We start from the raw sequence: 12,335 nt of genomic DNA on the forward strand, positions 1-12,335 counted from the left end.
ACGCCCGGGCCAGGATCGCCTGGGCGCGCAAGATCACCGGACGGTCCACCATCTGACACATCCGGCGGCGACCCGGCCCGGGGGGGGTGCCGGGACGCAGTTGCGCGAGGGGTTGCCGCCGCTGTGGCACTGGCTGTACCTCCTGGATCGGCCTGCGCAGGCCGGGAACGCAGCCCCACGGTTCGTGTTCACCGGAGCCAACGACGCCGCCGCCGGTCCAACTTCCACCGACGCGTCTGGTTACCCGCCCTGGCTGGCAACGAGAGCGCTGGCCGCGCTGCACCGACGCTGGGAGCAGCACGGAAGCTGGAGTTGGGACGAAACCCCAGGGCAGGAGGAGGATGCGGCGGACCTCTTCGGATTCGCGAAGGTGCTCAGGACGCCGTGCACTCCCATCTGCTCCTCGCAACTGCCGACGGCCCGCCGACGATGGTCGTCGACAGGCCGTCTGAACAGCTGAAATGGGCGGTGGGCAGCACTGGCATCGAACCAGTGACCTCACCAAGACCGGGTTCTTGGTCGAGAAGTCGTATGAGGAACAGGGCGTCGAACACGGGTTTGGTGATCAGGTGCTGGGCGAGCATGTCGATGGCGTCCGCTTTGCTGACGCCGGGGTTGATGTTGGGGCGCAACTCGTCGAGGAACTTCGCGAACGCTGCCCGCTTTCCCGAGGCCGGGTCGTCCACGAGCGCGGTGATGCGGGCGACGTGCCGCTCTGCGATGACCGCGACGTCCTTCGCCCAGTTCTCCCAGTAGGCGCGTTCACCGACCTTGGTGACGATCTTGGCGTAGATCGCGTCGCGCCAGATCTCGACGGGGAGGTCCAGCGTGGCCTGAACACCAGCGGCGGCGCCGACGGCGTCGTTGGTTGAGCCGCCGTCGCCGTCGCCGTCAAAGCCGACCGTGCCGATCGCCAAGCCGGCACGGTCACGGGTACGGCGCGATTCGCGATGGCGAGCACGCTGGTGAACAAGGCGCGACGCCGTTCGTCCAGCTCACGCTGCTCCCGCCGTTGTGCGCGGACAGCTCGCGGGTGAGCGGATAGTCGCCCGGAAGCCCCGGCCGGCAAGGGTCAGCGCGAGCGGCGGGAACCAGCGCGTACACCGGCCGAGAAGGCGGCGACACCGCCGGTTCGGGCAGGAGCGCCACCGGAGGAGTCGCGACCGGATCCGGACGTGGCGCCCCCGGAACGGCGTCGATGGGACTCGGCGGCACCACGACGAGCCTGGCCGAACTTCCCGGCGCCCTCGCGAGGTCCGGCGGGGTCGGCCGAGCGGCGGCCCTGACCAGCGGACGGGCCACCATCGTGGTCTTCACCGGCCCGGGACCGCGCCGAGCGTCCGGCTGCGGCACCACGCCGCGCGTCACGGGCACTCCCGGACCCGCCACGGCCCAGCCCGGACGAGCGGTCCCCGGCACCCGACCGCGCCGCGCCAATCTTCGCGGACACCTTCTTCGGCCGCGTGTCCGCGGCCGGCCGCGACGGCGGTGTGGTGAACGACCGCTCACCCGGCGCCAGCTCGGACAGCAGCGGATGGCCGGGACCAAGCCGCGTCGTGGTGGGCTTGATCCCTGCCTTGCGGGTCAGGTCACGGACGTCGGCGACCTGCTCGTCGGTCATCAGCGTGACCACCGTGCCAGCCGCCCCGGCCCGCGCCGTGCGGCCGGACCGGTGCAGGTACGCCTTGTGCTCGACCGGCGGATCCGCGTGGATGACCAGCGTGACGTCGTCGACGTGAATTCCGCGGGCCGCGATGTCGGTCGCCACCAGCGTTCTCGCCGCTCCGGACGAGAAAGCCTCCAGATTGCGCGTCCGCGCCCCCTGCCCGAGGTTGCCGTGCAGTTCGACCGCCGGGACGCCGGAGGCGAGCAGTTTGCGCGTCAACTGCTTCGCACGGTGCTTCGTCCGGGTGAACACCAGCGTCCGGCCTGCCGCTGCAGTGAGATCGACCAGCACCGGCAGCCGGTGGCTCTCCTCCAGGTGCAGCACGTGGTGCGTCATGGTCGACACCGGCGACCGCGCCGAGTCCACGCTGTGCGTAACTGGATTGTTCATGAACCGCTTGACCAGCACATCGACCCCAGTGTCGAGGGTCGCGGAGAACAGCAGCCGCTGCCCGCGCGCGGGAGTGGCCGCCATGATGCGACGGACTTCGGGCAGAAAACCGAGGTCAGCCATGTGGTCGGCCTCGTCGAGCACGGTGATCTCGACGGCGTCGAGCCCGATGGCGCCCGAACGCATGTGGTCGGCCAGCCGGCCCGGGCACGCGACGACGATGTCAACGCCCTCACGCAGGCGGGAGATCTGCGGGTTGGCGCTGACGCCGCCGAAGATCGTGGTGACCTTGAGGCCGAGCGGCCCGGCCAGCGGCAGGATCGAGCCTGCGATCTGGGTGGCCAGCTCGCGGGTCGGCGCGAGGATCAGGGCCCGCGGGCGGCCGGGTCGGCGCCGCACCGGGGCGGCGGCGAGCCGGGCCAGCACAGGCAGCACGAAACCGTAGGTCTTGCCGGAACCCGTGCGGCCGCGACCCAGGACGTCCCGGCCCGCGAGCGAATGCGGCAGGGTGGCGGCCTGAATGGGGAAGGGGCTGGTGACGCCTTGCCCGGCCAGCGCGTCGACGAGGGTCGTGGACAGACCGAGTTCGGTGAAGGTAGGTGTGCTCATAAGCAGTTGTGGACGCGGGCGCCCTGGATCTCCATCAGTAGCGGGTTGTCCTGCCCGGCGCGGACCTGGTGACCGCGGCGCGTGGGAGTCGACAACGGAACGCGGCCCGAGGCAGAACTGAGCGGGCCGCGTGATCAGTGTACCCGACGCACGCGCGGGTCCCGTGGCTTCCGGTCTGAGCGCGGTGGTAACGGGTACCGACCGGGGCGAGGCGAAGAACCGACGACAGGAGTTCCCGTGTCCCAGCCTCCGCAGCAGCATATCCCGCCAGGCACCACCGGCGACATGGATCCCGCGCCCGACCACGGGGAGCACAGCTACCGCGGCTCCGGGCGGCTGGCGCGGAAAGCGGCCGTCATCACCGGGGCCGACAGCGGCATCGGCCGTGCCGTGGCGATCGCGTTCTCATCTCCTACTTCTACGAGCACGAGGACGCGCAGGAGACCCAGCGGTGGGTCGAGGAGGCCGGACGCAAGGTTGCGCTGCTGCCCGGCGACCTGGCCGGACCCGCGCACTGCCGGTCGGCGATCGCCACCGCGGTGGCCGAGTTCGGCCGTATCGACGTGCCGGTCAGCAACGCAGCGTTCCAGATGACCCACGAGTGGATCGAAGACATCCCCGGCGAGGAATGGGACCACACGCCGGCCATCGCTCCTCCATCATCGCCAGCAGCTCGGTCATCTCCGACAACCCGCCGCCCCAGCCGCGGCCCTGTGACGTGACCAAGGCGGGGATCGCCAACATGACCCCGGCGCTGGCCCAGATGCTCGGTCCGAAGGGAATCCGGGCGAACAGCGTGGCCCCGGGGCCGATCTGGACGCCGCTGATTCCCTCGACCATGCCCGAGGAACAGGTGAAGAGCTTCGGTGCCCAGGGGCCCTTGGGCCGCACCGGCCAGCTGGCCGAGCTCGCCCCGGTGTACGTGCTGCTCGCCTCGGACGCGGCCAGCTACGTTTCCGGGGCGCGAATCGCGGTCACCGGCGGCACGCCGGTCCTGTCACCCGCGGCCGCGGTCCGGTCCGGTGCGGTGGTGCCCGGCGGGGCGTGCCGCAGCACAACCAGGGCAGCTCGCTCCTCCCCCACCGCATGGGCCGGAAGAAAGCATCTATGTGTCCACAGTGGACTGACAACCGAACCCGGCTCCGGTGCCCGCGCCGGTCAGGGCGTGTCCCTTGCGCTTCCTCCCGTGGCCGGAAGGCGAGCGCCACAGGGCGGGTCCCGGCCGTTCGGCCGCCGGAAGGGATCACCGGCCCCCGCGCCGCAGCATCCTCCTGATGGCCGCGAAGACCAGCCCGCCCACCAGGACCCACGGCCCGGTGACGATGACCGGGTCCAGCATCTGGTGCTTGACGTCCGCGCGCTTCTTCCCGAACCGCGAGGACACGCCGTGCCGGGAGAACTCGCTGAGCACCCCGGTCTGCGTGATCGGGTTGTCGGGACGCAGAGTCAGCAGCGAACGGATGTGGCTCTCCCACGCGTCCACCCGGTCCGCGGCCAGCAGGAGCAGCCAGTGCGCCGCGCGGCCCTCGCTGTACTTCCGGTAGGACAGTTTCCGCAGCATCCCCGAAAAACCCGCCGGCGGGCACGAAGTGCCAAAGACCGGGGTTAGGAACTCATGCTCGATCGACCGTTCCCGGGGCCACTTCTCCGGCTGCCGCTCCGGGAACTCCCAGTGCGCGCCGGTGCGGTCCTCCTGCCACTGCAGCTTGGGCACCGACGGGCGGTCCTTCGGATCGAGGTCCGCGCCCCAGCCCGGAATCCGGGCGCGCAGCTGCTCACTCGTCTCGGGCAGCGGCGGTCGTTCCGAGGTGTAGGTCATGGCACCTTTCCTTCCTTCAGCTGCCCGCCACGATGAGGGGCTTGATGCAGCCGTCCAGCTTCGCCGAGAACATGTGGTAGCCCTCGGCGATGTGCTCGAGCGGGATGCGGTGGGTGACGATGTCGCTCGGTTTCAGGTAACCGTTGCGGATGTGCTCGAACAGCCGCGGCCATTGCCGCTTCACGGGACACTGGTTCATCCGCAGCGTCAGGCCCTTGTTGAGGGCGTCCCCGAACTTCACGGCGCTGAACATCGGCCCGTAGGCGCCCATCACCGAGATGGTACCGCCCTTGCGCACCGAGTCGATCGCCCAGTTGAGGGCCACCGGTGAACCGCCTTGGAGCTTCAGCTTCGCCGACGTCACGTGCTGCACGAAGTTGCCGTCGGCCTCGGCGCCCGCGGCGTCGATCGCGACATCGGCGCCGAGGTAGCCGGTGATCTTCTTCAGGTGCATGACGATGTCGTCGTACTCGCAGAAGTTGTACGTCTCGGCGTGGGCGAACGTGCGGGCCTTCGCCAACCGGTACTCCAGGTGGTCGATGACGATCACCCGGCCCGCCCCCATCAACCAGGCGGACTTCGCGGCGTACAGGCCCACCGGCCCGGCCCCGAAGACCACCACCACGTCACCCTCCACGATGTCGCCGAGCTGCGCACCGAAGTACCCGGTCGCGAGCGCGTCGGTGAGCAGGACCGCGTCCTCGTCGTCCATCCAGCCGGGAATGACGGCGGGCCCCACGTCGGCGAACGGCACCCGCACGTACTCGGCCTGCCCCCCGTCGTACCCGCCGCAGGTGTGCGAGTAGCCGTAGATGCCGCCGACAGCCGTGGCGTTGGGATTGACGTTGTGGCAGTTGGAATACAAACCTCGAGCGCAGTACCAGCACGTCCCGCAGAAGATGTTGAACGGCACCATCACGCGGTCCCCCCTTGCGAGATTCCGCACGCTGGAGCCCACCTCCTCCACCACGCCGACGAACTCGTGCCCGAACGTCATGCCGACCCGCGTGTCCGGCATCATCCCGTGGTACAGGTGCAGGTCGGAGCCGCAGATCGCGGCCCGGGTGACGCGGACGACGGCGTCGTTCGGGTGCTCGATGGCCGGAACGTCCTTCTCCTCGACACGGACCTTGTATGGCCCGCGATAGACCATCGCACGCACGGTTCTCCTCCGCCCTGTCGTCGAACGGCCTCTCGGGCCCCTCCCGGCACATACCCGTCCCGTGTCCGCGTAATCCTCCCGGGTGTTCCTCCGATGACGCTCGGCTGACCGGGCGGCCCGGGTCAGGTCGGTTGGCGGCCGGTTCCTCCACGGGACTCCTGCTGGGCCTCCTCGACGCGGTGGAACACCCGGAGCAGCCGGATCGAGGTGACCAGGCCGATGCCGCCGACTACGTTGCCCAGCGAGGACCAGGCCAGCGCGAGCGCCCAGTCGGCCCACGAGTAGTGCGCCATGCCTCCGAGCAGGCCGGCGAACATGAGGATCGAGTCGAGTACCGAATGGAACAGCTGCCCCCCGACGAGCAGGAACGGCATCGCCACCGCCGCGACGACCTTGACTCCCATGTCGTTGGTCGCGTGCTGCATCCTGGTCATGAGAGTGATCACCGCGCCCGCGAGCACGGCCAGGAACAGCGAGGCCCAGGACACGCCCAGCGTCGCGTAGTGGTCGCCGGTCGTGGCGGCGGTGTCCCGAAGGCCGGGCAGCGCGACCACGATCATGCCGGCCATCACGAAACCCCCGGCGAGGTTCGCGGCGAGAGTGACCAGCCACAACCGGAGCAACCGTGGCCAGGAACCACTTCCGGACGCCAAAGCGGTCACCGGCACCAGGAAGTTTTCGGTGAACAGCTCGCTGCGCGCGAGAAGCAGCGCGATGAACCCGATCGTGAACGCGGCGGCGGCCAGCCGCGGCTGGCCGGTCTCGTGCTTGACGACCAGGTAAGCCAGCACTCCCACGGCGACGTCGACACCGCCGAGCACGCCGGTGGCCACCAACGGCAGCAACGGACGTCCCAGCCGGTCCCGCCCTTCGGCGATGATCCGGTCAAACGCCTCCTCGAGTTCCGGCTCGTCCCGGCTGCCGGCCTGGGACCGCAGGGGCAGAGTTGCGTGTTCGTCGTTCGAATCGTCTGACATCGTGTCTCCAACCGTGGCGGAACCCGGCGACCGGCCGCATACCCGGACGGGAGCGGACCTATTCGCCGGCCAGGCGCCGCGGTGGGGGTGCCACCGCGCCACGGCTGATCAGCCCGTTGGGGGACAACAATTTCTTCAGTGGGAGGCGAAGCACGGGAGCTGTATTCGGAACGGGCGGAGGGGACAGTTCGGTCATTCCGTAGCTGTGTGCTGCTCCCCGCTCATGCGCCAACCGCTGACCGAGGACCACTCCGCCGAGCTGGCCAAGGCGTTCAAGGCGCTCGGAGACCCGGTGCGCCTGCGACTGCTGTCGCTGATCGCCTCCCACGCCGGCGGCGAGGCGTGCGTGTGCGACCTGACCGACGCCTTCGACCTGACCGGGCCGACCATCTCGCATCACCTCAAGGTGCTCCGGTGCTGCCGACGACGTTGCAGATGCTGTCGTCGGTATTGGTGACCTCCGACGACGCCGCGTCGGTGACCGCGTGACCACGGTCGCCGACCGCGGCGCGGTCGCCGGTCTGTCCACAGTGGCCTGTCCCCGCCGGTGTGGACACCCTGCAGGTGGACGCGATCTCGCTGCCGATCGCGCTCGGTCTGCTGATCATGATGTATCCGGTGGTGGCCAAGGTTCGCTATGACCGGTTGGACACCGTCACCCGCGACCGCCGGTTCATGGTCGTCTCACTGCTGCATTGAATCATCGGCCGGCGCTGGTGTTCACGGTCGCGTGGCTGCTGCAGCACGACCCGCCGGAGCATCGCACCGGGCTCGCCATCGCCGGGTCGGCCCGCTGCATCGCGGTGGTCATCATCTGGAACGGCCTCGCCGGCGGGAACCCGTCGCCCGCCGCGTCTTGGCGCCCTTCAACCCCTGACCACCCATCCCGGACGGAGCACCAACCTCCTGCTGCTCCGGTGCCCGCACATCCCGGCGCGGTCGGGCGAACGGCGGATCGCGGTGGTCGACGGGGCGGCTCGAGGACCGACCCGGTCGATCACGCCGCACCGTCGGCGGCCGGGATCACCCGCTCGTCGGCCATCACCCCGTCACCGACGCCGCGGCGCTGGACGTCCCGCGGGCTGACCCCCGCCACCTCGATCCGGTTCCGGCCACTCCCCCACGACCAGCACGTCCCGCCTCAGTCTCCGACCTTCACCACGTACTTGCCGCGCCCGAGCCCCTCGGCGAGGAGGTCGTGAGTCGCCGCGACGTTGCCGAGTGACTCGACGACGGTGACGTCGGGGCGGACGCTGCCCTGGGCGATCAGTTCGAGCCCCTTGGTCAGCGCCTCGGCCGCCGCCCCGGGGTCGGTCGCGATGAGCTGGCTCATGCTGAACCCGATGACCCCCGCGTTGCCCCCGATCAGGCGGCCGGCCGGTGGAAGCGGCGCCGGGGTGCCACCGCCGGCGTTGCCGAACAGGACGACACGTCCGCCGGGTGCGAGGAGGCTCAGGTCGAGCTCGAGCAGCGCGGTGCCAGTGGGATCGAGCACGACGTCGACACCGTCGGGGACGATCTTGGGGACGGCCTCCGCCAGGTCTTCGTCACGGGCGAACACGTCGTCCCAGCCCGCCGCCAGACCATCGGCGATCTTGTCCGGCCTGCCGACGGTACCGATCCGGCGGGCAGTGCCGAGAGCGGCCGCCACCTGGCTCACGACCGAGCCGAGCCCGCCGCTGGCGGAGTGCATGAGCACGGTCTCGCCGGGCCGGACGCGCGCCCGCTCGGTGAGCAGGAGCAGGGCGGTGGCCACCACGAGCGGGGCGGACGCCGCGGTCTCGAGCGGAACGCCGTCGGGCACCGGCGCGGTGACCTCCGCGCTGGCGAGGGCGACCTGTGCGAGGCCGCCGCCGGGGGTGAAGGCAGCCACCCGTTGCCCGATCTGCTTGCCGGTCACGCCGTCACCGACCGCGCGGATGGTCCCGGCGACCTCGAGCCCGGGGACGTACGGCCACGCCGACGCGTAGCCGGGATCCCCGCGACGGGCCATGACGTCGATGAAGTTGATCCCCGCGTAGGCGACGTCGATGGCAACCTGACCCGGGCCGGGCTCCGGTACGGCCACCTCCGCCACGTTCGTCGTACTGCCGTCCGCGGCCGGTCCGGACATGAGCAACGCCTTCACTGCGGCTCCCTATTCGATGTTCGTCGTACTACGAATTCAAGGTACACTGGATCACGGAGGAAGGAGACGGTGACGTGGCACGCCCCAGCCGTACGAGAGGAGAGCTGCCGCATCCCGCGACGGCGCAGATCAATCTGTTCGAAGTCCTGCACGCACTCGCCGACCCCACGCGGATGACGATCGTGCGGACATTGCGGGACACGGCGGAACAGCGGTGCGGAACCTTCCCCGTCGACGTCGCGCCGTCGACGTTGACCCACCACTTCCGGGTGCTCCGCGAAGCCGGGGTGATCCGGCAACGCAACGACGGGAACCGCCGGTGGACATCCCTCCGTCATGAGGACCTCGACTCGCGGTTCCCGGGACTGTTGGACCACATCGTGGACAGCTACCTGGTCAGTCACGGCGCGGCCACCTGACGGAGTGGTCGCCGGCCCGCGGCCGCGAGGAGGTCGTGGCCACGCTGCCCAACTGGGCGCAGCCGCCGGTTCGGAGGCGCCGGTCGGGACCTCGAGTTGAGCGAGTTCGGCGCGGCGGGCGGCGACGGCGAACCCGGTGAGCAGCAGCGCCCGGGCTCGCTGGGCGAGCAGGCCGTCGCGGAACTCGTCGCACAGCGCCCGGATCTGCTAGATGGTGATCGCGGGGCCTACCCGCGGCGGCGGCACTCGTCGAGGCCGTCCGCACCCGCAACCCCTACGGCGAGCGAGTCCCCGACGACTTGTACACGCAGGCATCCGCCCACTACGACGACGACACCAGCCATCCTCGCCGTGGCGATCGGCCAGGTCGGCTTCCTCATCTCCTCGCTCTCATCGGCAGGCGACTCCCCGGCGTGTCGCCCGCGGAGCAGAGGAGAGACCGACACCGGGCACGAGCAGCGGTCCCCGCACGAGCGGCCGGATGCTGGAGCGCCCGGGACGGCTACGCGGGTTCCGCCGCACTGGTCACCACCGGGTGAGCGACGAGCGCGGGCCAGGATCCGTCCCGGCCCGCGCAGGTCGTTCACCAGTCGTGCACGGTCCCGTCGCGCAGCCGGTTCGTGGGCAGGTACGCCGGCTCGTAGGGGTACTTCGCCGCCAGTTCCTCGTCGAAGTGGATGCCCAGCCCGGGTTCCTCACCGGGCCGCAGCCCGCCGTCGGCGAAGGTGAACGTCGGCCCGAAGACCGCCGTCGTCTCCGCGCTGTGCACCATGTACTCCTGGATACCGAAGTTGTGCACCGCGAGTCCGATGTGGACAGCGGCGGCGAGGCCGACCGGTGACACGTCCGTCGGGCCGTGCATGCCGGACTTCACCTGGTACATCGCGGCGTAGTCGAGGATACGGCGCACGCCGGTGATGCCGCCCGCGTGGGTGACCGGGGAACGGACGTAGTCGATGAGCTGCTCCCGGATCAGGGTCTGGTAGTCCCAGACCGTGTTGAACACCTCACCGATCGCCAACGGGGTCGTGGTGTGCTGGCGGACCAGGCGCAGGCTTTCCGGGTTCTCCGCCGGGGTCACGTCCTCCAGCCAGAACAGGTCGTAGGGTTCCAGCGACTTGCCGAGCCTGGCCGCCTGGATGGGCGTGAGGCGGTGGTGCGCGTCGTGCAGCAGGATCAGCTCGGGACCGAACTCGTGCCGGACGGCTTCGAACACCGAGGGCACGTGACGCAGGTACGCGCGCGTGTCCCAGGTCTCCTCCGCGGGCAGGGCGGCACGCCGGGCCGGTTCGTAGTCGTACCGGCCGGATCCGCCGACGGAGGCAGCCGAGCTGGTGGCCACGCCGTACACCGAGTCGAGCCCGGGCACGCCGGTCTGGACGCGAATCGCGCGGAACCCGAGGTCGAGGTGCTCGCGGATCGAGTCGGACAGTTCGGGGATCCCGCGCCCGCTGGCGTGTCCGTAGACCAGGCAGCGGTCGCGGCTCGCGCCACCGAGGAGCTGGTACAGGGGCAGCCCCGCGACCTTGGCCTTGATGTCCCACAGCGCCGTGTCGACGGCGGCGATCGCGGCCATCGTGACCGGGCCCCGCCGCCAGTAGCCGCCCCGGTAGAGGTACTGCCAGGTGTCCTCGATGCGGTGCGCGTCCCGCCCGATCAGCAGGGGGACGACGTGGTCGCGCAGGTAGCTGGCGACCGAGAGTTCCCGCCCGTTGAGGGTGGCGTCGCCGTAGCCGACCACCCCGTCCCCGGTCGTGATCTTGAGTGTGACGAAGTTCCGCCCCGGGCTGGTGACGATGACGTCGGCACGATCGATCCGCACTGGTACTCCGTTCATGATTCGACCAACTGGTTCCGGTGGCGCGCGGCCTCGGCGGTGATCTCGCGGAGGCGCTTCTCCGTCAACGGGTACCTGATCATGATGGCGATCGCGATCACCGTGCAGACGGCGGGCACCACCCCGGCGGCCGCGCGGATGCCCCACAACGCCCCATCGCTTTGCACCTTGGCGCCGCCGACGTATCCGGCGAGGGCGATGGTGTACGCGGCCGCGGCGCCACCGAGCGCCTGACCGATCTTGCGGACGAAGGAGAACACCGCGTAGGTCGTGCCCTCGGTGCGGGCACCGGTCTTCCACTCGCCGTAGTCCACGGTGTCGGCCTCCAGCGACCACATGAGGGTGTTGACGATCCCGAGGCCGATGCCGATCAGCAGGAAGAACCCCAGCGACACGAACGGGACCGTGGCCGGCGCGAGCAGCACCCCGATCCCGCCGACCACCATCACCACCCCACCGGCGACGTAACTGGTGACCTTGCCGAAGCGGCGGGCGAGCTTCGGCACGAGCGGCGCGAGCACGAACATCAGGACCAGCTGCGGCGCGGAGATCGCGATGTAGAAACTCGGGTCGCCGAGCACGTTCCGGGCGTAGTACACGCCGACCGTCTGGATCGAGGCCATCGCGGTCAGGAAGAACAGGGAGCTGACGGACAGCATCACCAGTGGCTTGTTCTGCCGCAGCGTCCGCAGGCTGTCCTTGAGGCCGACCTTCGCCACGGCGCGCGGCACGGTCTCCCTGGCCGTGGCGAACGTGAACAGGTACAGGGCGGCACCCACGACCACGAAGGCCAGTGTGGTGAGCAGCAGGGATCGCTGCAGATTGTCGGAGTTCTTGATCTGCGGGGACACCACGAAGATCAGCATCAGCATCGTCGCCGACGCTCCCATGGAGCGTGCGCCGGCCAGCTTGGTGCGTTCGACGGGATCCTGCGTCATCGCCGCGGCGAGCGAACCGTAGGGGATGTTGACGAGGCTGTAGGCCGTGCCCATCGCCGCGTAGGTCAGGTAGGCGTAGGCGATCTTGGCCGGCATCGGCCAGTCCGGCACGGCGAAGGCGGCCACGCTCAGCAGGAGCAGTGGGATGGCGGCGTACAGCAACCAGGGGCGGAACTTGCCGAACCGCGAGCTGGTCTTGTCCACGAGCCGGCCGGCGGCCAGATCGGCAAAGCCGTCCCAGATCCGCACGACGAGGAAGATCGTGCCGGCCGCGGCGGCCGGGATTCCGGCCACGTCGGTGTAGTACACCAGCAGGAACATCGACGACATCGAGAAGGCCAGGTTGTTGGCCGCGTCCCCGGCCGCGTAGCCGAAGAGCTGTCTCATGCG

General features: G+C 70.0%; 9 protein-coding genes and 3 pseudogenes. 4 read left to right on the forward strand and 8 right to left on the reverse strand.

From position 1 onward, the window contains the following. Positions 1 to 374: 374 nt before the first annotated feature. Together FHX46_RS16425 and FHX46_RS16430 are read right to left on the reverse strand one after the other, a co-directional pair. Entirely contained in the window at positions 375 to 917 is a 543-nt protein-coding gene (locus tag FHX46_RS16425; protein ID WP_208400168.1) for a hypothetical protein, read from the reverse strand. Positions 918 to 1,072: 155 nt separating this feature from the next. Next, positions 1,073 to 2,665: a DEAD/DEAH box helicase gene (locus FHX46_RS16430; RefSeq protein ID WP_167115497.1), complete on the reverse strand. Its 1,593-nt coding sequence runs from the start codon at positions 2,663 to 2,665 to the stop codon at positions 1,073 to 1,075. Positions 2,666 to 3,072: 407 nt separating this feature from the next. Here FHX46_RS16430 and FHX46_RS16435 point away from each other — a divergent pair. After that, positions 3,073 to 3,590: pseudogene (locus FHX46_RS16435) on the forward strand (SDR family oxidoreductase); the annotation flags it as partial. 318 nt (positions 3,591 to 3,908) lie between these two features. On the opposite strand, the gene FHX46_RS16440 reads toward FHX46_RS16435, so the two are convergent. The 3 genes from FHX46_RS16440 to FHX46_RS16450 all read right to left on the reverse strand — a co-directional run bounded on the left by FHX46_RS16440 (position 3,909) and on the right by FHX46_RS16450 (position 6,623). Then, complete coding sequence (locus tag FHX46_RS16440) at positions 3,909 to 4,484, reverse strand: hypothetical protein (protein WP_167115499.1); 576 nt, start codon at positions 4,482 to 4,484, stop codon at positions 3,909 to 3,911. Between the two features lie 16 nt (positions 4,485 to 4,500). Beyond that, positions 4,501 to 5,637, reverse strand: a complete 1,137-nt coding sequence (locus FHX46_RS16445) for a zinc-dependent alcohol dehydrogenase (protein WP_208400169.1) — start codon at positions 5,635 to 5,637, stop codon at positions 4,501 to 4,503. Positions 5,638 to 5,768: 131 nt separating this feature from the next. Next, positions 5,769 to 6,623, reverse strand: coding sequence for a formate/nitrite transporter family protein (locus FHX46_RS16450; RefSeq protein WP_167115504.1), 855 nt, complete (start codon positions 6,621 to 6,623; stop codon positions 5,769 to 5,771). 223 nt (positions 6,624 to 6,846) lie between these two features. Here FHX46_RS16450 and FHX46_RS16455 point away from each other — a divergent pair. Continuing rightward, positions 6,847 to 7,038 (forward strand): annotated as a pseudogene (locus tag FHX46_RS16455) (ArsR/SmtB family transcription factor); the annotation flags it as partial. Positions 7,039 to 7,172: 134 nt separating this feature from the next. Next, positions 7,173 to 7,477: pseudogene (locus FHX46_RS28525) on the forward strand (arsenic resistance protein); the annotation flags it as partial. 287 nt (positions 7,478 to 7,764) lie between these two features. Here FHX46_RS28525 and FHX46_RS16465 read toward each other — a convergent pair. Continuing rightward, on the reverse strand, positions 7,765 to 8,751 hold the full coding sequence (locus FHX46_RS16465; protein ID WP_208400170.1) for a quinone oxidoreductase family protein: 987 nt from the start codon (positions 8,749 to 8,751) through the stop codon (positions 7,765 to 7,767). Between the two features lie 74 nt (positions 8,752 to 8,825). On the opposite strand from FHX46_RS16465, the gene FHX46_RS16470 reads away from it, so the two are divergent. Further along, positions 8,826 to 9,170 carry an ArsR/SmtB family transcription factor gene (locus FHX46_RS16470; protein ID WP_167115510.1) on the forward strand — a complete coding sequence of 115 codons (345 nt, stop codon included), beginning with the start codon at positions 8,826 to 8,828 and terminating at the stop codon, positions 9,168 to 9,170. A gap of 583 nt (positions 9,171 to 9,753) precedes the next feature. Here the strand turns inward: FHX46_RS16470 and manD are convergent. Further along, a complete protein-coding gene (gene manD, locus FHX46_RS16475; RefSeq protein WP_167115513.1) occupies positions 9,754 to 10,992 on the reverse strand; it encodes a D-mannonate dehydratase ManD in 1,239 nt (412 codons plus the stop codon). An 11-nt stretch (positions 10,993 to 11,003) separates the two neighbouring features. Further along, the gene (locus FHX46_RS16480; RefSeq protein WP_167115516.1) at positions 11,004 to 12,332 is read right to left on the reverse strand and encodes a glycoside-pentoside-hexuronide (GPH):cation symporter; all 1,329 of its coding nucleotides are present in this window, start codon (positions 12,330 to 12,332) and stop codon (positions 11,004 to 11,006) included. Between the last annotated feature and the right edge of the window lie 3 nt (positions 12,333 to 12,335).

The sequence above is a fragment of the Amycolatopsis viridis genome, assembly GCF_011758765.1.
GTDB classification, from domain to species: domain Bacteria; phylum Actinomycetota; class Actinomycetes; order Mycobacteriales; family Pseudonocardiaceae; genus Amycolatopsis_E; species Amycolatopsis_E viridis.